The organism is Bacillus sp. FSL W8-0183 (genome assembly GCF_038006825.1).
Lineage (GTDB): Bacteria > Bacillota > Bacilli > Bacillales > Bacillaceae > Bacillus > Bacillus altitudinis.
Window position 1 is genome coordinate 2,406,508 of the sequence record NZ_JBBOVY010000001.1, and the last position, 20,938, is coordinate 2,427,445.

The 20,938-nt window shown below is 41.2% G+C and carries 20 protein-coding genes; 2 read left to right on the forward strand and 18 right to left on the reverse strand.

The features are described from left to right. Window positions 1-48: 48 nt before the first annotated feature. The 5 genes from NSQ64_RS12770 to NSQ64_RS12790 all read right to left on the reverse strand — a co-directional run bounded on the left by NSQ64_RS12770 (window position 49) and on the right by NSQ64_RS12790 (window position 4,001). Complete coding sequence (locus NSQ64_RS12770) at window positions 49-1,002, reverse strand: aromatic acid exporter family protein (protein ID WP_024718896.1); 954 nt, start codon at window positions 1,000-1,002, stop codon at window positions 49-51. Window positions 1,003-1,113: 111 nt separating this feature from the next. Next, window positions 1,114-1,836, reverse strand: a complete 723-nt coding sequence (locus NSQ64_RS12775; RefSeq protein ID WP_008342240.1) for an amino acid ABC transporter ATP-binding protein — start codon at window positions 1,834-1,836, stop codon at window positions 1,114-1,116. Further along, on the reverse strand, window positions 1,829-2,482 hold the full coding sequence (locus NSQ64_RS12780) for an amino acid ABC transporter permease (RefSeq protein WP_081105433.1): 654 nt from the start codon (window positions 2,480-2,482) through the stop codon (window positions 1,829-1,831). Before NSQ64_RS12780 ends, NSQ64_RS12775 begins: the two co-directional genes overlap by 8 nt. Window positions 2,483-2,599: 117 nt before the next feature. Further along, window positions 2,600-3,367, reverse strand: a complete 768-nt coding sequence (locus NSQ64_RS12785) for a transporter substrate-binding domain-containing protein (protein WP_171465565.1) — start codon at window positions 3,365-3,367, stop codon at window positions 2,600-2,602. 196 nt (window positions 3,368-3,563) lie between these two features. Further along, window positions 3,564-4,001, reverse strand: a complete 438-nt coding sequence (locus tag NSQ64_RS12790) for a BrxA/BrxB family bacilliredoxin (RefSeq protein ID WP_024718894.1) — start codon at window positions 3,999-4,001, stop codon at window positions 3,564-3,566. 167 nt (window positions 4,002-4,168) lie between these two features. On the opposite strand from NSQ64_RS12790, the gene NSQ64_RS12795 reads away from it, so the two are divergent. After that, window positions 4,169-5,062 (forward strand): YegS/Rv2252/BmrU family lipid kinase, encoded by an 894-nt coding sequence (locus NSQ64_RS12795; protein ID WP_024718893.1) that lies wholly within the window; start codon window positions 4,169-4,171, stop codon window positions 5,060-5,062. A gap of 13 nt (window positions 5,063-5,075) precedes the next feature. On the opposite strand, the gene NSQ64_RS12800 is transcribed toward NSQ64_RS12795, so the two are convergent. From NSQ64_RS12800 to NSQ64_RS12840, 9 genes are all read right to left on the reverse strand, one after another. Continuing rightward, window positions 5,076-5,369, reverse strand: a complete 294-nt coding sequence (locus NSQ64_RS12800) for a YesK family protein (RefSeq protein WP_008342236.1) — start codon at window positions 5,367-5,369, stop codon at window positions 5,076-5,078. A 68-nt stretch (window positions 5,370-5,437) separates the two neighbouring features. Further along, a complete protein-coding gene (locus tag NSQ64_RS12805) occupies window positions 5,438-6,694 on the reverse strand; it encodes a dihydrolipoamide acetyltransferase family protein (protein ID WP_341016832.1) in 1,257 nt (418 codons plus the stop codon). A gap of 19 nt (window positions 6,695-6,713) precedes the next feature. Next, on the reverse strand, window positions 6,714-7,697 hold the full coding sequence (locus NSQ64_RS12810) for an alpha-ketoacid dehydrogenase subunit beta (RefSeq protein WP_007501148.1): 984 nt from the start codon (window positions 7,695-7,697) through the stop codon (window positions 6,714-6,716). Between the two features lie 12 nt (window positions 7,698-7,709). Continuing rightward, a complete protein-coding gene (locus tag NSQ64_RS12815; protein ID WP_039165916.1) occupies window positions 7,710-8,702 on the reverse strand; it encodes a thiamine pyrophosphate-dependent dehydrogenase E1 component subunit alpha in 993 nt (330 codons plus the stop codon). A 17-nt stretch (window positions 8,703-8,719) separates the two neighbouring features. Continuing rightward, the gene (gene lpdA / locus NSQ64_RS12820) at window positions 8,720-10,144 is read right to left on the reverse strand and encodes a dihydrolipoyl dehydrogenase (RefSeq protein WP_113767104.1); all 1,425 of its coding nucleotides are present in this window, start codon (window positions 10,142-10,144) and stop codon (window positions 8,720-8,722) included. Further along, window positions 10,134-11,255 carry a butyrate kinase gene (gene buk, locus NSQ64_RS12825; RefSeq protein ID WP_017357958.1) on the reverse strand — a complete coding sequence of 374 codons (1,122 nt, stop codon included), beginning with the start codon at window positions 11,253-11,255 and terminating at the stop codon, window positions 10,134-10,136. Before buk ends, lpdA begins: the two co-directional genes overlap by 11 nt. A 33-nt stretch (window positions 11,256-11,288) precedes the next feature. Continuing rightward, complete coding sequence (gene bcd, locus NSQ64_RS12830) at window positions 11,289-12,383, reverse strand: branched-chain amino acid dehydrogenase (protein ID WP_007501155.1); 1,095 nt, start codon at window positions 12,381-12,383, stop codon at window positions 11,289-11,291. A gap of 25 nt (window positions 12,384-12,408) precedes the next feature. After that, complete coding sequence (yqiS, locus tag NSQ64_RS12835; RefSeq protein ID WP_008342231.1) at window positions 12,409-13,302, reverse strand: phosphate butyryltransferase; 894 nt, start codon at window positions 13,300-13,302, stop codon at window positions 12,409-12,411. Between the two features lie 125 nt (window positions 13,303-13,427). Then, window positions 13,428-15,500, reverse strand: coding sequence for a sigma-54 interaction domain-containing protein (locus tag NSQ64_RS12840; protein ID WP_041506974.1), 2,073 nt, complete (start codon window positions 15,498-15,500; stop codon window positions 13,428-13,430). A 149-nt stretch (window positions 15,501-15,649) separates the two neighbouring features. On the opposite strand from NSQ64_RS12840, the gene NSQ64_RS12845 reads away from it, so the two are divergent. Beyond that, window positions 15,650-15,886 carry a DUF2627 domain-containing protein gene (locus tag NSQ64_RS12845; protein WP_017357960.1) on the forward strand — a complete coding sequence of 79 codons (237 nt, stop codon included), beginning with the start codon at window positions 15,650-15,652 and terminating at the stop codon, window positions 15,884-15,886. 33 nt (window positions 15,887-15,919) lie between these two features. On the opposite strand, the gene NSQ64_RS12850 is transcribed toward NSQ64_RS12845, so the two are convergent. The 4 genes from NSQ64_RS12850 to spoIVB all read right to left on the reverse strand — a co-directional run bounded on the left by NSQ64_RS12850 (window position 15,920) and on the right by spoIVB (window position 20,797). Next, complete coding sequence (locus NSQ64_RS12850) at window positions 15,920-16,657, reverse strand: glycerophosphodiester phosphodiesterase (protein WP_125590456.1); 738 nt, start codon at window positions 16,655-16,657, stop codon at window positions 15,920-15,922. A 226-nt stretch (window positions 16,658-16,883) separates the two neighbouring features. Continuing rightward, window positions 16,884-17,984, reverse strand: a complete 1,101-nt coding sequence (locus tag NSQ64_RS12855; protein WP_019743381.1) for a Rap family tetratricopeptide repeat protein — start codon at window positions 17,982-17,984, stop codon at window positions 16,884-16,886. A 449-nt stretch (window positions 17,985-18,433) separates the two neighbouring features. After that, window positions 18,434-19,237 (reverse strand): sporulation transcription factor Spo0A, encoded by an 804-nt coding sequence (gene spo0A, locus NSQ64_RS12860; RefSeq protein WP_008342226.1) that lies wholly within the window; start codon window positions 19,235-19,237, stop codon window positions 18,434-18,436. A gap of 282 nt (window positions 19,238-19,519) precedes the next feature. Continuing rightward, window positions 19,520-20,797 carry a SpoIVB peptidase gene (gene spoIVB, locus NSQ64_RS12865; protein ID WP_025207604.1) on the reverse strand — a complete coding sequence of 426 codons (1,278 nt, stop codon included), beginning with the start codon at window positions 20,795-20,797 and terminating at the stop codon, window positions 19,520-19,522. Between the last annotated feature and the right edge of the window lie 141 nt (window positions 20,798-20,938).

The following is a 20,938-nucleotide window of genomic DNA, read 5'->3' on the forward strand; positions in this document are numbered from 1 at the left end:
TCCTCCTTTTTCATTAGATTGACCAATGAAGGAGGAACTCATGCGTCTTTATTCTTTCATCCCTTTAAAATAACTTTTCAGCACCAAATATTGTTCCATTTCTCCGAGAAAATGAAAGAGTGCGGCTCTAGCCTCAAATTCTTCACGTGTTTGCGGAAGCGGCAGTGCATCAAACTCTTCTTTCATATCAATCAGGCGTCTTAAGAACTTATGCGCCGTGTTCCCTGGGTGAATATGTTCTCGTAAATCTCTAATATATTCTGCAATGATTTGCCCATGCTCCGTTGTAACAGATATGGACGTAATTTTCGGAAGCACCCGCTCAATGATTTCAAATTGCTTTTGTCTCATGTTGAAATAATGATAATACAGATTTTCATGTCTTAAGACATGATTTTCAACATCACGGTATGCAAGAGCTTTCGCTTCTTTAATCAATTGATGCGTCTCTGGAATTTCTTTTCCTGTCCAGTCTTGTTTTCCGGTCATTAAATATTGCTCGATTTCTTCAAAGATTTTCGCAAAATTCGCCTCAATTTGTTCACTGTATTGTTTCAGCTTTTTATCAACGCTAGGCATATACAGGTTCATAATGAGTGCGACCCCTACACCAATGGTGATAAGTAAAAGCTCATTCCAGATGAGTTGAAGCGTAATGCCTCCAGACATATACAAATGAAGGATAATCACTGAACTTGTGACAATCCCTTCTTTAATCCGAAGTAAGACCGTTGTTGGAATAAAGACGAGCAGCATCAGTCCAATGACGAAAGGGTGATACCCAATTAGATCAAAAAACAAATAAGAAAATAAGATGGCAAGACTGCATGCGGCAAAGCGGGCCCCAGATGCGAGGAGTGACCTTTTTTTCGTCACCTGAATACAAAGGATCGTAATAATGCCGGCAGCTGAATAGTTTTGCAGACCAAGCATTTGTGCAATATAAATGGCTAGAGCTGTTCCTAATGCTGTTTTCAGCGTTCGGTAGCCGATTTTAAACATGATGTGATTCACTCTTTTCTGTCTACTTTTGTGAAATGATGAACTTTTTTTACTTTCCCCATTATAATCAAAAAAAGAAGGAGATGTTAAGTCTCCCCCTCGTTTTTTTCATTATAATATTTTTTGCAAGAAATCTTGAGCACGCTGTGAAGACGGAGATTCAAAGAATTCTACAGGATTTGCATCCTCTACAATTTTCCCATCATCCATAAAGATCACACGGTCTGCTACTTCTTTTGCAAATCCCATTTCATGTGTGACGATCATCAGCGTCATCCCAGATTGAGCGAGCTCTTTCATGACCTCTAATACTTCCTTTACCATTTCTGGATCAAGAGCAGACGTCGGCTCGTCAAAAAGCATGATGTCTGGTGTCATCGCAAGGGCACGTGCAATGGCGACACGCTGCTTTTGGCCACCTGACAGCCGGTTCGGATAATCATCTTTTTTCTCTAAAAGTCCGACCTTTTTTAAAAGATCCTCTGCCTGCTTGATGCTGTCTTCCTTCGATTGGTTCTTTACATTCATTGGCGCATACGTAATATTTTCTAGCACTGTTTTGTGCGGGAATAAATGAAAATGCTGAAATACCATACCAATATTCTCGCGCACTTTTAGTGCATTTGTTTTTGGATTGGTAATTTCCGTCCCCTGAATCGTAATCACTCCAGAAGTCGGTTTTTCAAGTAAGTTAATACAGCGAAGAAATGTTGATTTTCCTGAACCAGAGGGCCCGATGACAGCTACCACTTCGCCTTCTTTAATCGTGGTATCAATCCCTTTCAACACTTCATTTTTACCGAAAGATTTTGTGAGTTTCTCTATTTTAATCATTTGATTTTAACTTCCTTTCCACCGATTTGCCGACGAAGGTAAGAATAAGCACGATGACATAATAGATGAGACCCGCAAAAATAAGCGGTTCAAGATAGTTATAGGTGACGGCACCTGCTTGATAGGCTCGTCTCATGACATCGCCAAGTCCAATGACTGTGACAATCGCTGATTCTTTTGTCAGTGTAATCGTTTCGTTCACTAGTGCTGGGGAAATATTTTTGAATGCTTGCGGAAGCAATAAGTCCTTCATCATTTTAGCATACGGAATACCTAAAGCAACGGCCGCTTCTTTTTGCCCTTTATCAATGGCATTAATACCCGCACGAATGATCTCAGAAACGTACGCCGCCGAGTTTAGTGAAAAGGCGGCTACAGCAGCCCAGTATTGATCAATTTGAAAGCCGAGCAGCTGGGGAAGACCAAAATAAATAATCAAAAGCTGAAGCACAAGCGGTGTGCCTCGGAAGATTGACGTATAAAAATCGGCAAGCCAGATAAGCGGCTTAAATACACTAATTTTACAGAGCGTTAATAAGATCCCTAAAATAAAACCAAGGAACAGTGATACCACAACAATAGAAAGCGTTACTTTAAGACCTTCTAAAATAAAGGGCATCTGAGGTATTACTTCTTTAAAATCCATCATGATATTCTCCTTTTTTTGCCTTCATACAAAACAGGAAAAAAGTTCAACACGAGTTGAACTTTTCAGCGCTTTTTCTACTTGATTTTCATGAATGACGCTGATCCTTTTCCTAACTTACTTTTCATCAGCAAACCATTTTTTAATTAATTTATCAAGTTCACCATTATCTTTCATTTCTTTTAATGATTTATTAAATTTCGCTGTTAAGTCGCTATTTTTCTTGAATGCAATGGCTGAACCATTATTTGTTGACCCACTAAGGTCAAAAGCTTGAAAGTCTTTCTCTTTCTTTAAATATCCTGCTGCTACTTTATCTTCAATAATAGCTGCATCAAAACGGCCTGCCTTGATCTCTTGAATGATATCGGCGATTTTATTACGATCTTCTACCTTCAAATTATATTTCTTTTGCATTCCATTTGCTTCATCTTGTTGAATAGAACCTAGTTGAACTCCCACAGTTTTATCTTTTAAATCTTTCTCCGTACTAATACCACTATTTTTCTTCGTCACAACCATGTTTTTAGCATTGTAATAAATGTCAGAGAAGTCTACTTGTTTTTTTCGCTTTTCATCTGGTGTCATGCCTGCAAGCACAATATCAGCTTTATTTGTTTTAAGAGCTGACACGAGGCTTGCAAAGTCCATATCTTGAATTTCTAGCTTATAGCCGTTCTTTTTCGCTAGAGCTGTAGCAAGGTCGACATCAAAACCGATAATTTTATCACCGTCTTTTGATTCAAATGGTGGATAATCTGCTGAAGTCGCCATAATGAGTGTTTTGTCGTCTCCTGATGCGTTTGAATTATTAGAAGAAGTTCCGCATGCTGCTAATGCAGCTGCAAGACCAGCTGTCATAAGTAATAATAACCACTTTTTCATATGATAATGCCTCCTAGTATTTAAAATCATGAGTAGATTTGAATATTTATTCACTATAATGTATTTTAAACACTTTCTTTTTGATATGCAATAGTATTTTGCTAAAATTATTTTGATTCGTATGTCATATAAAACAAAAAAACAGACCGATCAAAAGACCGGACTGCCTCTAAATGATTCATTCAAAAGTAACATGTTACACTTCTTCGCAATACTCATCGAAAGCGGCTTGAAGTTTTGACACCACTTCCATCGGTTCATGTCCTTCGATTTCGTGACGTTCGACCATTTTCATGATTTTTCCGTCTTTTAATAGAGCAAATGATGGTGAAGATGGCGGGAAGCCTTCAAAGTATTCACGTGCTCTTGCGGTTGCTTCTTTGTCCTGTCCAGCAAACACTGTGAGCAATTGATCTGGACGCTTATCGTAATGAACAGAATAACCAGCCGCTGGTCTAGCAATACCGCCTGCACAGCCGCACACTGAATTCACCATGACAAGTGTCGTTCCTTTTTTCGTCAGCGCTTCATCGACTTCTTCAGCTGTTGTCAGTTCCGTATAACCTGCCTGTTTAATCTCTTCTCGTGCTTGTTTCACAATATCATTCATAAATAAATTAAAATCAATATTCATAACCGTCCACTCCTTCTACGTACCAAACCATTTTAACTACATCATATCAAGGAAAACGCCGGCGGGCAAATGTCTTGTTTCGCCCCCTTCACTTTTTTCAAACGTCGTTTATGACCTGTGGAATTGGGGAAAAGTGATAGTAAAGTGATGAAAGGGAGAACTGCGTGATGGCACAATTCAAAAAAGCGATACTCATTTATAACGGAAATGCTGGACAAAAAAACATGGAAAAAACACTAGGTCAAACAGTGCCTCTTCTTTCTTTACATATTGATGAACTCATCCTTAAGCCTACAAAACAGCCGAATGATGCCTATCATTTCTGCCGTGAAATGGATGAGTCGGTTGAATTGCTGATTATACTCGGCGGAGACGGAACCGTCCATGAATGTATGAATGGAATTGGCGGTTTAGAAAAAAGGCCGACTGTAGCGATCTTACCTGGCGGGACGTGCAATGACTTTTCTAGAACGCTTGGCATCCCTCAGCAGATGCCAAAGGCCGCTCAAATGGTGATAGATGGCACTGAAAAAAAGGTCGATTTAATCAAAGCAGAGGATCGATACCTTTTAAATTTTTGGGGGATTGGTCTCATCGCAGATACCTCAAACAATATTAATGATAAAGAAAAAGCTGTCCTCGGAAAAATCAGCTACTTCACGAGCGCTCTTCGAACCCTTCAGCAGACAGAACCTTTCTACGTACGCATTGAAACTGAAGAGGAAAACTGGGAAGAAGAAGCTGTGATTGTCCTTGTCATGAATGGGCACTTTATCGGTACAAATAAATTAGATCTGCCAAATGCTTCAATTGATGATGGAAAAGCCGAAATTTTAATTTGCAGAAATACGAGTTTCTCTGCTTTAAAAGAGATTTTTTCAATGAACCGCGAAGAGCTAGAAGATTTTAAAGGTGACCTGTCTCTTATACAAGCATCCCGCATTCATATTCATACTAAAGAGGAAATGGATGCAGATACAGATGGTGAAGTATACATGACCGCTCCTTCTTCCCTTGAAGTATTAAAACAGCATTTGACCTTTATTGTTCCACCAGAATAAAAAAGCGCCTGCATCATTTCGATGCGGGCGTTTTTTTGATATAACGTCTGTATAAATATTCAAGTGCATACCCTAGCAGTGTACCTATCAGAAGGGAAATGCCTAATAAACTATTGGCGACTCCTTTAAATCCTCCTATCATCAACAAGCAATAGGCGATTTGAATGATTGAAACGATCGATATGATGAGTAGTAAGCGTTCAGGATGATTGCGTGATTTGGAAATATACCGAAGAAAAGCGAACGCAATGGCTGTGATAAACATCAGACCGATCGTAAGAAAAGCAAAAAAATCTAGTCCAGACATCTCATCGCTCCTTTCTGATTGATATGGAAATCCCCCTCTCATTGTGAGAAGGGGACATATAAATGAGCTTAATAGACGGACGTCTCTTCGTCAATGCCTTCAAGAATTTGTTTAATTCTTTGCAGGAATCTACCGCATACAAGACCATCGAGTACTCTATGATCTAATGAAAGACAAAGATTCACCATATCTCTTGCGGCAATCATACCATTTACAATCATCGGGCGCTTTACAATAGATTCTACTTGTAAAATGGCTGCTTGCGGATAGTTAATAATCCCCATTGATTGAACCGAACCAAATGAGCCTGTGTTGTTCACAGTGAAAGTGCCGCCTTCCATGTCACTTTGCTTCAGTTTGCCTTGTCTGACCTTGAAAGCAAGTTCATGAATTTCTTTGGCGATTCCCTTAATCGTTTTCTCATCCGCATCTTTAATCACTGGGACAAAAAGAGCGTCATCTGTCGCAACAGCAATGGAGACATTGATCGCTTTCTTTTGAACAATTTTATCACCAGCCCACATGCTGTTCATTTCAGGGAATTCCTTTAAGGCCTGAGCCACTGCTTTGACAAAGAATGCAAAAAACGTCAAATTAAAGCCTTCTTTTGCTTTGAATTGATCTTTTAGCTGATTTCTTCTTGTCACAAGGTTTGTCACATCCACTTCCATCATCGTCCAGGCATGTGGAATTTCATGCTTGCTTCTTAGCATGTTTGCGGCAATCGCCTGTCTAATCGGCGTGACCGGCAGTTCAACATCTCCAGGCATTGAAGAGATGGAAGGAGCCGCTTTTGCTTGTGACGGTTGCGTAGGTTCTGTTTGACCCGTACCTTCACTCACAGGTGCTGCCGCTTCTTTTACGCCTCCACTTTCGATAAGCTTCAGCAAATCTTTTCTTGTGATTCTGCCGCCAGCTCCCGTTCCTCGAACAGCCGTTAAATCAATTCCGTGTTCATCTGCTAAACGCAGGACTGCCGGAGAGTATCGTTTCTTTTGACTCTGATCCACATTTGTTTGGTCAGGTTCTGGTGCTTCATCTTGCGCAGGCGCCTCTTCTGCTTTCGCACTCTGCTGCGCACTGCCTTCTACTTCAATTTCACAAAACACTTCTCCTACTTGAAGTGTATCACCCTCTGCAGCCGCTAGTTTAGTGATTGTTCCTGTAAAGGATGATGGAACCTCTGCATTTACTTTATCTGTCATGACTTCCGCAATCGGATCGTATTTATTCACATGATCGCCAGGTGAAACGAGCCATTTGCTAATGGTTCCTTCTGTTACACTTTCACCAAGCTGAGGCATTTTCATTTGTTCAGTTGCCACTTTGAAACCCTCCTCTTTCTTAAAACGCCGCTAGTTCTCTCATTTCAGCTTCTACCTTATCCGGATTAACCATGAAGAATTTCTCCATTGTCGGTGCATAAGGCATTGCAGGGATATCAGGTCCTGCTAGACGTTTAATTGGCGCATCTAAATCAAACAAGCAGTGCTCTGAAATGATGGCAGCTACTTCACTCATGATGCTTCCTTCTTTTGTATCTTCTGTTAACAAGAGTACTTTCCCTGTTTTTGATGCCGCTTCAATAATCGCTTCTTGATCAAGCGGGTACACCGTACGTAAATCGAGAATATGAGCAGAAATTCCGTCCTTCGCAAGGCGCTCTGCTGCTTGGAGGGCAAAATGAACACAAAGGCCATATGTAATGACCGTAATGTCATCGCCTTCTCGTTTCACATCCGCTTTTCCAATAGGGAGCGTATAATCCTCTTCAGGCACTTCTCCTTTAATGAGACGGTATGCACGTTTGTGTTCAAAGAACAATACAGGATCTGGATCACGCACTGCGGCTTTTAACAACCCTTTGACATCATAAGGTGTAGAAGGCATCACAATCTTTAAGCCTGGCTGATTGGCAAAAATGGCTTCGACCGATTGTGAATGATAAAGCGCCCCGTGTACGCCGCCCCCGTAAGGAGCACGAATGACCATTGGGCAGCTCCAATCATTATTGGAACGATATCTAATTTTTGCAGCCTCTGAAATGATTTGGTTGATGGCTGGCATAATAAAATCCGCAAATTGCATCTCCGCGATCGGACGCATTCCATACATAGCAGCCCCAATACCTACACCTGCAATCGCTGATTCGGCAAGAGGTGTATCCATGACGCGCGCTTCTCCAAATTGCTCGTAAAGACCCGCTGTTGCTTTAAATACGCCGCCTTTTTTCCCGACATCCTCTCCGAGCACAAACACTTTCGGATCTCGCTCCATTTCTTCTTTCATCGCTAATGTGATAGCGTCTATATATGACATAACAGGCATTTTTCTTCCCCCTTACTCCGCATACACGTAACGAAGTGCGCTTTCTGCATCGGCATAAGCTGCGTTTTCCGCTTCATCAGTGGCTTCGTTTACGATTTGCATGATTTCTTTTGTCATCTCTTCTTTCATTTCAGAAGTCATGACATTTCCTTCGATTAAGTACGTTTCATATTGAATGAGCGGATCTTTCTTTCTTGCTTCGAGCACTTCTTCTTTTTCTCGATAGCTAGAATCATCGTCATCACTTGAATGCGCAGTTAACCGGTAAGAAATGGTTTCGATCAATGTTGGGCCTTCGCCTCTTGCCGCACGGTCTCTCGCTTCTTTGACCGCTGCATACACTTCAAGCGGATCATTTCCATCAACCGTCACACCAGGCATTCCGTACCCTATTGCACGATCTGAAATACGCTCACATGCCACTTGTTTGTCATACGGGACAGAAATCGCATACTTATTGTTTTCACACATGAAAATAACTGGCAGCTTATGCACCGCAGCAAAGTTGGCGCCTTCGTGGAAGTCTCCTTGGTTTGAAGAGCCTTCACCGAACGTGACAAAGCTAACAAAATTCTTTTGCTCTAGACGCCCGGCAAGTGCGATTCCAACCGCATGAGGAACCTGTGTTGTCACAGGTGATGATCCAGTCACAATTCGGTTTGACCTTTGCCCAAAATGACCTGGCATCTGTCTCCCGCCTGAGCTTGGATCGTCTTTTTTCGCAAAACCAGACATCATTAAATCTTTCGCCGTCATCCCGAATGCAAGGACAACCCCCATATCACGGTAATAAGGTAAAACGTAATCCTCTTCCCTATTGAGGGCAAAAGCGGCACCGACTTGCTGCGCTTCCTGTCCTTGACAAGAGATGACGAATGGAATTTTTCCAGAACGGTTTAAAAGCCACATCCGTTCATCAATTTTTCTTGCTAAAAGCATGGTTCTATATATGTCAATCGCTTGTTCATCTGATAATCCTAATTCCTGATGACGCATGTTACTCATCATGTTTCCCTCCTTGATTAAAAATGGATCGCCTTTCCGTCAACAGCCAGTGCTGCCTCGCCAATTGCTTCTGACAAGGTTGGGTGCGGGTGGATCGTCTGTCCCACTTCCCACGGAGTTGCATCTAGTACTTTGGCTAATCCAGCTTCAGATATCATATCTGTTACATGAGGACCAATCATATGAATCCCTAAGATATCATCTGTCTTTTGGTCAGCAATGATTTTGACAAATCCATCAGACTCTCCAAATACAAGCGCTTTTCCGATGGCCATGAAGGGAAACTTCCCAATCTTGACTTCGTAGCCTTGCTCTTTTGCCGCCTGTTCAGTCAGTCCAACACTAGCGGTTTCTGGGTGAGAGTAAACACATTTAGACACGAGCGTTTCATCAAGTGGCTTTGGATCTTGACCAGCCATATGTTCCACTGCAATCATGCCTTCATGTGATGCGACATGTGCCAGCTGAAGACCGCCAATGACATCACCTATTGCGTAAATATGCGACTCTTTCGTTTGATAATGCTCATTCACGACAATGCCTTGCTTTTCTGTCTGGATGTCTGTGTTTTCAAGTCCTATGCCTTCCACGTTTGGCACTCGGCCAACTGAAAGAAGCAGTTTCTCTGCTTCAAACGACTGAGTGTCTCCACCTTGTTCGACTTGGATCTTGACGAGATTCTCGTGCTTTTCGGCAGTATCTGGCAGAACCTTCGCATTTGTCACTAAGGTGATGCCCTTTTTCGTTAAAAGCTTTTCCATTTCTTTAGAAATATCTTGATCCTCTGTTGGCAAAATGCGATCTGCAAATTCGATCACTGTGACTTTTACGCCAAAATCGTTAAGCATGGAAGCCCATTCGATCCCAATCACGCCTCCGCCGACAATCAGCATGGACTGAGGAAGTTCTTGCAGTTCAAGTGCTTCGTCTGATGTAAGGATGTGTGTTCCATCCGCTTCAAGCCCAGGCAGGACGCGCGGTCTTGACCCAGTCGCAATGATGACCTGCTTTGGAATCAGCATTTCATTTTCATCGCCATTCGCCATTTCTACCGAGATGGTGCCTGGCATTGGCGAAAAGATCGAAGGGCCTAGGATACGGCCTATTCCTTCGTATACATCAATTTTCCCTTGTTTCATTAAGTGTTTGACGCCGCCTGCTAATTTGTCGACAATCTCTGTTTTTCTTTTTTGTACGTTGGCAAATTGTAAGGCAATTCCGCTTGCTTCAACGCCAAAATCAGCGGCACGTTTGACCGTTTGATAGACTTCTGCACTTCTAAGAAGCGCTTTAGATGGGATACAGCCTTTATGAAGACATGTTCCACCGAGCTTTGATTTTTCTACGACTGCTGTTTTCAATCCAAGTTGAGAGGCACGAATGGCCGCTACATAGCCGCCTGTGCCTCCACCAAGAATGACGAGGTCATATTCAGTTGCCATGACTTGTCACTCCTTTCTCCGCCTTTTGATCATTTGGGTATTCTTTTGGTGATTCTTCTTCTTTTAAAATGCGAAGCGCCCCTTCTGCTAAGGATTGCAATTCATTTTCACCTGGGTACACAACAACATCTGAAATCCAGTCAATGTATCCTCTAATGCTTGACGTAATTTGTTTGCTGTACGCAAGGCCACCTGTTAACACAATGACGTCAACAGCTCCTTTTAAAACCGCACTAGCCGCACCGATTTCTTTGGCAATTTGATAGCACATCGCTTCATAAATAAGCGCCGCACGCTCATCGCCTGCTTCAATCATGCGCTCTACTTTTACTGCATCTGTCGTACCAAGATAGCCCGCAAGACCGCCTTCGCCAATAATACGTTTGAGCATTTCCTCTTGCGAATATTCACCAGAAAAGCATAAATTAACAAGGTCACCTGTTGGAAGAGTACCTGCCCGCTCTGGGCTGAAAGGACCCTCGCCATGAAGACCGTTATTCACATCAATGACTTTTCCTTTTTGATGTACACCAATCGTAATTCCACCGCCCATATGGGTAATGATCATGTTTAAATCTTCGTAACGCTTTCCAAACGAAGCAGCCGTTTTTCTTGCGACTGCTTTTTGATTTAACGCATGAAAAATGCTTTTCCGCTCAATTGTTGGCAGTCCTGAAATACGAGCAATCGGCTGCAGTTCATCTACGACTACGGGATCAACAATAAAAGCTGGGATGTTAAGGCCAAGTGCAATTTCTCGGGCAATAATTCCGCCTAGATTAGAGGCGTGCTGGCCAGCATACCCTTCTTTTAGATCTTCAACCATTTGCTCATTTACTTCATATGTGCCACCTTCAATCGGACGAAGAAGACCACCGCGTGCGCAAACTGCATCAAACTTTGAGATGTTCATCCCCTGTTCATGCAGTGTTTTCAAAATGGTTTCTTTGCGGAATGAAAATTGATCAATGATATGAGGAAACTGCTTGATTTCCTCATCTGTATGTCTTAATGTCGTTTCAAAAATAGATCGTTCATTATGAAACACACCGATTTTTGTTGAAGTAGAGCCAGGATTAATAGTGAGAATACGCCATTCTTTTGTCAGCAAAAACAAAACCTCCGTTTCAACTCATTCATCCATTTAGCGACGACTTAAAATATGTTGACCATTTTGCAGGAATTGGCTTCTTGATTTGCGCATTCTTTCAATTCGCTCTTCAGCCAATCGGTCTGCCGCTTTATAAGTTGGAATGGCATCACGGTTAGAGATTTCAATCACTCGCTCAATGTTTTGGTAAATGCCTTCTACTTTTTTCATTGCACGATCTGCATTATAGCCATAAAGCTCATCTGCAACGTTAATCACACCGCCTGCATTGATGACATAATCCGGTGCATACACAATGCCCATTTCATGAATAAGATCTCCATGATGTGTTTCTCTCAGCTGGTTATTCGCTGCACCTGCGATGACTTTTGCCTTTAATTTAGGAATTGTCACATCGTTAATGGTTGCACCGAGTGCACATGGTGCGTAAATATCACATTCTTGATCATAAATATCATCAGGGTCTACCGCTTTTGCACCGAAGTCTTCTACAGCTCGCTGAACTGAGTCTTTGTTGATATCAGTGACGATAAGCTGTGCGCCTTCTTCATGCAGGTGTTTACATAGGTTGTAAGCCACGTTTCCAACACCTTGAACGGCAATTGTTTTTCCTTCTAATGAATCTGTACCGAATGCTGCTTTTGCAGCTGCTTTCATCCCTTTATATACACCGTAAGCAGTCACTGGAGATGGATTTCCTGAAGAACCAAATGCAGGAGAGATGCCTGTGACAAAGTCTGTTTCTTCATGGATAAGATCCATATCTTCTACCGTTGTACCGACATCTTCAGCGGTGATATAACGGCCATTTAATCCTTGAATGTAACGGCCAAAAGCACGGAACATTTCTTCATTCTTGTCTTTTCTCGGATCACCAATGATGACCGTTTTACCGCCGCCAAGGTTAAGCCCTGCCGCCGCATTTTTATAGGTCATACCTCTTGCAAGACGCAAGGCATCTTCGATAGCTGCTTCTTCATTTTCATATGTCCACATTCTTGTTCCGCCGAGTGCCGGCCCAAGTGTTGTATCATGAATGGCAATGATGGCTTTTAAACCAGACTGTTCATCCTGACAAAATACAAGCTGTTCATAATCGTATCGTTCCATATATTTAAAAAGTTCCATTTTCTATTCCTCCTAATACTTTCGCTTAATTAGATGTACAGATGGCAAGTGCAATTGAATAGAGCTTGCTTTCAGCTGAATCAGACCGGCTTGTTAAAGCAATCGGTGCTTTCGCTCCTGCCACCACAGCTCCCACTTTTGCATGAGCAAAGTAGATGAGAGATTTATAAAGAATGTTGCCTGCTTCAATGGTTGGCACAAGCAAAATATCTGCATGACCAGCCACATCACTCGTAATATTTTTATGAGAAGCTGCCGTTTGAGAAATGGCATTATCTAAAGCAAGCGGCCCATCAATCAGACAGCCAGAAATTTGACCTCTTCGATTCATTTGCGCAAGGCTTGCAGCTGTGAGCGTCGAATCCATCGCTGGGTTTACGACTTCTACCGCTGATAATACCGCCACTTTGGGCATATCATTTCCGACAGCTTGTGCGACTTGAACGGAATTCACCGTAATTTCTTTCAGCATATTTAAATCAGGCGCAATGTTCATCGCAGAGTCCGTCACATAGATAAAACGGTCAAAGCCCGGTACTTCGAAGGCAGCAACATGTGAAAGGACACTCGCTGTCCGAAGTCCATATTCTTTATTTAGTACAGCTTTTAACAGTACGGCTGTCGGGACATGACCCTTCATGAGAATATCTGCATGATTTTCACTTACTGCCTGAACGGCAATTTTGGCAGATTCTTCGGGTGAATCTGAATGAATAATATCTATCCAGTCTTCATTAATCTCATGCTGTTTGACTAGCTCCTTTAGGTTGCGTTTGTTTCCAACCAGCAGGAAGCGAGCGACTTTTCGTTCGATTGCCATTTTGATGGCATGAAGCACTTCTTCGTCTTCTGCATGAGCCACAGCCGCTGTTTTATTCTGCAGCTGCGAGGCTTTGATAATCAGATCGTCAAGCTTCATACTTGCCCACCTTTCCTTGTGCTCGGTTCCTCTTTTTATATGCAAGTTCCGTGCCAGCTTGAAATGTGTGAAAAATTAGCCTTTTCGCAAAGAAATCATGCAATTTTTTGCAGTTTACGTGCATGTTACTGCATGCTATCTTTTGCAAGCTGATACTTATCCATTTTATAGTAAAGATTTCGAATGCTGATCCCTAACGTTTTCGCTGTTTTTGTGCGATTGAATTGATGTTTTTCAAGGGTTTGTTTGATCAGCTGCGCTTCAAATGCTTCTACAGCATCTGAGAGCGTCTCCCCCTCAAATTGACTAACAGCCAGTTCCTGCTGCTCTTTTTCCTCATGCTCGTCTGACTCCATGAAGGCGATATGCGCTTCATCGATCCATTCTTCTTGCGGATTCAAAAAGATCATCGCTCGTCCAAGCACATTTTCAAGCTCTCTCACGTTGCCTGGCCAGCTGTATGATCGAAGTCTATTAAGTGCACGATCTGTTAAGCCGCTGACGTTTCGCCCATAGTCTAAATTGATCTTCTGGATGAGGCGTTTACTTAATGATTCAATATCTTCGAGACGCTGTCTGAGCGGTGGGATCGATATCGGGTATCTGTTCATTCGATAATATAAATCCTCTCTGAACTTTCCTTCTGCCATCGCCTTTTCAATATTGACATTTGTCGCTGTGATCACACGCACATCAACCGGTATCGCTTTCGTTCCGCCTACCCGAACAATTTCTTTTTCCTGCATGACACGCAGCAATTTCGCTTGTGTACTTGGCGTCATTTCACCGATTTCATCTAAAAAGATACTGCCGTGATTGGCTTCTTCAAACAGCCCTTTTTTCCCGCCACGCCTTGCACCAGAAAACGCTCCTTCCTCATAGCCAAACAGTTCTGACTCTAAAAGAGTTTCTGATAAGGCAGCACAGTTGACACGGACAAAGCGGTTGTACTTGCGATCACTTTCATTGTGAATGGCATGCGCAAACAGCTCTTTCCCAGTACCTGATTCTCCGCGGAGTAAAATGGTTGCTGGCGTTTTTGCACCCAGCTTTGCCTGCTCAAGTGCGACAAGCATTTGTTCACTTTCTCCAATAATGTCTTCAAATGTGTACTTTGCTTCAAGTGTTCGGATGAGCTGTCTTGCTTTATTTAATTCATTCGTCAATGATTGAATTTCGGATACATCGTGAATGACCCCGACACTGCCTTTTAAAATACCGTCAACAATAACAGGTGCTACATTGACGATGACATCTTTTTTATTTGGACCAACCTTCATTCTGACGCCTCGAACAGGTCTTCTTGTTTCAAGCACCTTTAAGTGCATGCTTTCCCCTTCGGAAATATCAGCTCCTGCTGGTTTACCCACGACCTCTTTATCCGTTAAACCGGTCATTTTCGTATAAGCACGGTTGATCAAAATACCTTTCCCCTGCTCATCGACAACCGATATGGCTTCATCTGATGATTGAATAATAGCCTCAAGCATCGTTCTTACTTCTTTGAGGTTCGTTACTTCCTCCGCAAGCTCCACCGCATCTGTTATGTCTTTAAAGATCGATAAAGCACCTAACATTCTCCCCGCGTCATCAATAATCGGCAGACGAGTGGTCACAATTTGAATTTGCTGATTCAAAAATTGCTTTTGGTTAAATTCCGGCTCCCTTGACCTTAATATATCGGGAAGTTTTGTGTTCGGAATCACTTCTCGAATGTGACGGCCAATCGCATCCTTTTGCGAACACCCCACCATTTTGGCAGCCGATCGATTAAACAGGACCACTTCTTCATCCATATTAATAAAAATCATGCCATCATTCGTTGCATTAAAAATGCGGTCATGTTTATAGGTTTGTTCCTTCAATATTTGAATAAGCTGTTGTTTTTCTGCCATTAATTCTGAAATGACGTATGCCATCGAGCTTGGCACAATCACAGCATGCTCTGGTTTTTGTTCAATTAATTCTTTCAGTACAGCAGAACTGCCTGTGGTTTCAATGATGATATCAATGTCATCTTTTATGTATTCTTTCCAATCCGTCGTCGTCTCAATTCCATTCTTTTTCGCTTCATCCATCCCCGGTGCCTCGAGATCAAGGTCGGCGATCGCAATGATTTGAACCGTATTTGTTTTCAGCAATGTTTCAAGCAGTGCTGATCCACCTTGTCCTGCACCGACAATCAAGACTCTCTGCATCCCGTTACCCCTTTATATGAAAAATTTTGCACACCATATTTTTCCGTTGCAAAAAATTGCACAACACCTATATTACCACGTTTTCCTTTCTTGACAAAATATTTTTTGAATTAGACAATGGAAGTAAATGACGTTTAAGGGGACATTTGATGGGGAGAATACTGGCATTAGTGATTATTTTAATACCTGGAGCCTTTGCAGCACTTGGCATTAAGCTGCTGCGTGACACTGTTTTCGGCATCATCATTGCACCATTTCCATATTTATGGCTGCAAGGAATTGCAGGGTTGTTATTTTTAGGAGGAGGTCTTTATGTTGTTGCAGGATTTATTTTATATAGGGACCGTAAACGAAATAAAGTAACAACTCGTTTTAAGCAAAGGTAATCATGAAAAAGACCCGCTGTTGATAGCGGGTCTTTATTTCATTTCTTCTCTTATTTTGACGGCTCGATCAGGAAAATCAGTAAAGATTCCATCAACACCCAATGTCAACATATTTTTTATTTGCTTCTCACTGTTTACAGTAAACGGTCTAATCACTTGTTGGTCCGCATGGAGAGCGGCTACTACTTCTTTTGTCACCCCAGCGCCCTTTATATTCGGATGGTAGCCCTTAGCCGGGATTGTTTTTAAATACATGTCTGGCTGATGAATCACATCCATCGTGAGGACCGCCAGTTCAATGTGCGGCATCAGCTTGTGAAAAAGAGCTAAGCTGCCGTGATGAAATGATGAGACAAGTACTCGATCCTCTATTTGAAAGTGCTCAATTTGCTCTTTTACTTTTTCTTCAATCCCTGGATATCGATAAATAGAGTTTTTTAATTCGATGTTGATCATAAAGGATGGTCTCTGCGTCACTAGCTCTAATACTTCTTCTAAAAGAGGAATGGAGACCGCACCCGTTTCTTCATAGAAAGAATGACTGGCATCTCCTCTTTTTAACTCTTCATATGTATAGTCTTTCACTAACCCTTTCATATTGGTCGTTCGGTTCAGCTTTTCATCGTGAATGACAGCTAGTCTGCCATCTTTGGTGAGCTGAACATCAAGCTCAATCCCATCCGCTCCAGAATGGAGTGCGTGCTCAAAGGCAATCATGGTGTTCTCTGGATAGTTTCCTTTAAAGCCTCTATGTGCAAAAATTTTCGTCATATGCCACCTCTAAATATAATGATTACCTATATTATGACGTGTCTTTTTTCGTTTTGCCAGTTTGAGCACATAAAAAAACCTCTTCTAATAAGAGAGAAGAGGTTGACAGGTAAATTCAATCACGTAATCGCTCTGATGGCTTGCTCTGTCGTCTCTGCGTCAAGAGCAAAAAGGGAAGAAACAACTGCGACTGCTGTAACGATTGTTACACCTAACAACAACTTTTTCATAAGATAACCTCCACTTTCTTTTGAAGTATTTGTGCATCGAATTTCTTTTCAAGAAAACGAATGGCATTTTGATAATCATTTCGTTCCTTGAAGTATTTCGATATTTGTTCAGACAAATCCTCAAGCTCCACATATAATCTATTTTTTTCTATGTAGTCTAATTTTTCAGAGAATACGTCTGCTGCTCCACTATTTTCGCACATCAAATCCAAAATTTCAAATTTTACTATATATTCATTATTTTGGATATCACAACTATATTGAATCCCCTCTTTAATATATTCTTTCGCCTCATGATCTCCTAAATGAACTAAGGCATTTGCGAGAACATATAAAGATTGGATGAAATAATGGCTATTGTCGCGATGAATTTGAATGCTCATCCCTTTTTTGGCGTATTGCGCACTTTTTTCATAATCAGGTTTTGCGTAATAAAGAACCGCTAAATTGTGATAGCATTTCCCAATCAGCACTTCATTGTTAATGCGCTTACTTTTCTCAAGTGCCTCTTGGTACTTTTCCTCAGCTTCATCAAACTGTAGTAAATCTATACAGTTGCTCGCATGTAAAATTAAGCTGTCAATCGCCTGTGCGGTATATTCCTCATGCGCTTTAAACGTATCAATGGCTTTTTTAATATGATTAATGGAAATGAAATTTTGCTTCAGTTCGTAATAAATGGAAGCGACTTTATGATGAAAAGTTCCTACTTCAAGATCTTCATTCACACGTTTTAGACGCTGCTCAGCAATCTTATAAAAACTAATCGCCTCATCATATTTTTTGACATAGGCAGCATATTGGCCTTTATAAAAGTAAAAATAAAAATTAATAATGTCATCTGCTTTTTCATCCAGCGTTCCGACACTTTTCATAATCTGATTGGCTTTTTCAATATTTCCAAGTAACATTTCATGTCTGCCGTCGACTAGCTGATAATAAAGAAGAACTTCTCGATCCTCATCTGTATTTTTTAGCAAATTCTGAATTTTCTCTTTATAGACAGCAGATTTTTCTAGGTCATTCTGAGAAATGACCCTCGTCCACTTGCTAATTTCGTTCGCAACCTCAGCAGAGTGGATTTTCAGCTTTCCCATAACCTCACCCTCTTCTTTTCATTATTATAGCATAGTAAAAGAATGTGAAAATTATTAAATTCGACAATGGGAATATTCAGTTCAAATGGCACAATCTCTAAGAAGCCAGTGACTTTAAAACGCCAACCAATCAGGTCAATAGAAATAGAACTTTCGATCTCATTTACTTTATTTACTAATTACATAAGACCTTTTCCTCTCATCCTTTTTCTTACGAATGAGCGTTTTCTTCTTCTATAAGCCAATTGATTAGCGTAGCTGATTACCACTATTTTATGTCCTATTCATTTTTTTCATGCTTTATTTTTCATTTTATTCTGAAAATAAAGCGACCCGTTTGTCCAATTTAAACATTAAAGATGATTTTATCAACATAACCATTTTTTAGCAATATTTTACAAAAATAAAAAAACGCCTCATTGAAGAAACGTTTTTTTATGGAAGGTGACTTAGCTTGCTCTATGCTCTAAACGCAGACGATCAGCCACCATGGCAATAAATTCGGAATTGGTCGGTTTGGCTTTTGACATGCTGACTGTGTAACCAAAGAGTGACGAAATGGAGTCAATATTCCCTCTGCTCCAAGCCACTTCAATAGCATGACGAATCGCTCGTTCTACCCTGCTGGCTGTCGTGTTAAATTTCTTTGCAATGTCTGGGTACAATACTTTTGTAATACTGCCGAGTAGTTCAATATCATTGTACACCATCGAAATGGCTTCTCTTAAGTATAAATAGCCTTTAATATGAGCTGGCACGCCAATCTCATGAATAATCGTCGTAATGCTCGCATCTAAGTTCTTACGTTTCGGTTCAGGTTTGCTGCGAAGGACACTGTTTTGGATAGATGAAGATCGATGGCTGACTTGTGTGCCGTTTCCACTGACTTGACGAATATGACCTACGAGGTTTTCCATATCGAATGGTTTCAAAATGAAATAGGATGCGCCCAAATCGACTGCTTTTTTCGTTACGTCTTCTTGTCCGAAAGCCGTCAGCATAATGACACTTGGCTGTTTGGTCATTTCATTGTTTTCACGGAGGCGTTCCAGTACAGCAAGACCGTCTAAATGAGGCATGATAATATCTAAGAGGAGAACGTCGGGCTCTTTATCTTTAAATAATGTCAGACATTCCTGACCATTATACGCCACGCCAAGTACTTCCATATCTTCCTGTCCCTCAATATACTCTGTCAAAAGGCCAACAAGTTCTCGATTGTCATCAGCTACACACACTTTAATTTTCTCCACGTTCTTTCCTCCCCAATGTCGATTCCTTAGTCTTTTGCATTTCTCTTCTGAGTGTTCAATTCGACAAAACCATGCTATCCCCTTTAAAAAAGTTTAATTTTCCGAATAATAGAGCATTATCTAGCTTTTTCTACGTTTTTCTTAATGAATCGACGATTATTGCAATTTGACAACACACTGTTTTTTATTTTGTCGAAAAATCTCTTTTTCCTTATTTTATAACATGATGGAAGAGAAAGAAAGGGTAGAAAAAAACTGCCGGAAGATTCGCGGCAGTTTTCATCAGCTTGCTTTTTTGTTTTTTTGATAAAGATCAATTCCTGCTTCTGACAGCATCCATTCAATGTGTACGCCGTATCCGCTTGTCGGGTCATTGACGAACACATGAGTGACCGCTCCAATGACTTTGCCATTTTGGATGATCGGACTTCCGCTCATTCCTTGAACGATTCCGCCCGTTTTGCTTAATAAGCGTTCATCTGTTACTTTAAGCACCATTCCTTTTGTTGCCGGGAATTTTTGCGGTGTTGTGCTGACGATTTTAATATCAAATTTCTCTACTTTATCATGGTCCACAACCGTTAATATTTCGGCTGGACCTTCTTTTACTTCATTTGATAATGCGACTGGAAGTGGTTTGTCTGCTACATGATTTTCAAGTTTTTCGGTTAACGTACCAAATATACCGAATGGACTGTTACGCGAAATATCACCTATCGTTTTTCTTTCGGAAGAAAACCTGGCCAATTTTTCTCCAGGGTTGCCTCCTGTCCCTTTTTCAATGGATGTGACAGTTGATCTGACAATTTCACCATTGTCAACCACGATTGGTTTTTTTGTATCCATGTCAGAAATCACATGCCCAAGGGCGCCATATTTTTTAGAAGATGGTTCAAAGAAGGTCATCGTCCCGATTCCTGCTGCGGAATCACGAATATAAAGGCCGATTCGATAAGTACCTTCACTTGCATCTTTCGCGGGTGTTAATGTCGTTTGAAAGGTTTTATGGTCTCTTTTTATGAGTAAATGAAGGGTTTCCCCCGTTTTTCCTGCTTTCTGAATAAATGGGGTGAGGTCATTCATCTTCTCCATTTTATGACCATTGATCTCAATGATCATATCCCCTGATTGAATGCCTGCAGCTTCACCTGGTGATTTTTTGCCGTCTGCTGTTGTGATTTGATGAAAACCGACAACGAGTACTCCGACAGAATGGAGTTTGACGCCAATGGATTGTCCTCCAGGAATGACTTTTAATTCGGGAAGAACATCGACTTTTGTTTTCTTAATAGGAAATCCTTTAAAATCATAAACAATTTCGGCTTTTCCCGCCTTTTGTCCCGTTACTTCAAGTTGATTCTTTTTCTCTGAAAGACTAAAGGCTGGTGAAGAAGCATTGGCTGACGCTTCAATGGATGTATCAATCGAATGCTTCTCGTGTTCAAATACTGCGACAGTTGTTGGAATGCTGATATATTCCTTCACTATGCTCATAAACCCTGTACTTATTAAAGAAACAAGGAGAATCACACCAATGGCTTTTCTCATCTTTTCGGGCATTCATTTTTCACTCTCCTCGCTCCTTACCCACACCAGAACATTAATGTTTTGGCTACATCTTTACTTTTGCCTTCTTAGCGAGGATTTATAACCGACACCTTTAGAAAATGATTGGATAAATTGATAAAAGAAAAAGACGAT

Coding starts and splice junctions, on each gene's coding strand:
- NSQ64_RS12780 (WP_081105433.1), bottom strand. CDS start 2,482: ATGGATTTTAAAGAAGTAATACCTCAGATGCCCTTTATTTTAGAAGGT.
- NSQ64_RS12770 (WP_024718896.1), bottom strand. CDS start 1,002: ATGTTTAAAATCGGCTACCGAACGCTGAAAACAGCATTAGGAACAGCT.
- NSQ64_RS12840 (WP_041506974.1), bottom strand. CDS start 15,500: ATGCAGAGAGTCTTGATTGTCGGTGCAGGACAAGGTGGATCAGCACTG.
- NSQ64_RS12855 (WP_019743381.1), bottom strand. CDS start 17,984: ATGGGAAAGCTGAAAATCCACTCTGCTGAGGTTGCGAACGAAATTAGC.
- lpdA (WP_113767104.1), bottom strand. CDS start 10,144: ATGGCAACTGAATATGACCTCGTCATTCTTGGTGGAGGCACAGGCGGC.
- bcd (WP_007501155.1), bottom strand. CDS start 12,383: ATGGAACTTTTTAAATATATGGAACGATACGATTATGAACAGCTTGTA.
- NSQ64_RS12775 (WP_008342240.1), bottom strand. CDS start 1,836: ATGATTAAAATAGAGAAACTCACAAAATCTTTCGGTAAAAATGAAGTG.
- NSQ64_RS12785 (WP_171465565.1), bottom strand. CDS start 3,367: ATGAAAAAGTGGTTATTATTACTTATGACAGCTGGTCTTGCAGCTGCA.
- NSQ64_RS12790 (WP_024718894.1), bottom strand. CDS start 4,001: ATGAATATTGATTTTAATTTATTTATGAATGATATTGTGAAACAAGCA.
- yqiS (WP_008342231.1), bottom strand. CDS start 13,302: ATGAAGCTTGACGATCTGATTATCAAAGCCTCGCAGCTGCAGAATAAA.
- NSQ64_RS12795 (WP_024718893.1), top strand. CDS start 4,169: ATGGCACAATTCAAAAAAGCGATACTCATTTATAACGGAAATGCTGGA.
- NSQ64_RS12810 (WP_007501148.1), bottom strand. CDS start 7,697: ATGCCTGTTATGTCATATATAGACGCTATCACATTAGCGATGAAAGAA.
- NSQ64_RS12815 (WP_039165916.1), bottom strand. CDS start 8,702: ATGAGTAACATGCGTCATCAGGAATTAGGATTATCAGATGAACAAGCG.
- NSQ64_RS12800 (WP_008342236.1), bottom strand. CDS start 5,369: ATGTCTGGACTAGATTTTTTTGCTTTTCTTACGATCGGTCTGATGTTT.
- spoIVB (WP_025207604.1), bottom strand. CDS start 20,797: ATGCCCGAAAAGATGAGAAAAGCCATTGGTGTGATTCTCCTTGTTTCT.
- NSQ64_RS12850 (WP_125590456.1), bottom strand. CDS start 16,657: ATGACGAAAATTTTTGCACATAGAGGCTTTAAAGGAAACTATCCAGAG.
- NSQ64_RS12845 (WP_017357960.1), top strand. CDS start 15,650: ATGGGGAGAATACTGGCATTAGTGATTATTTTAATACCTGGAGCCTTT.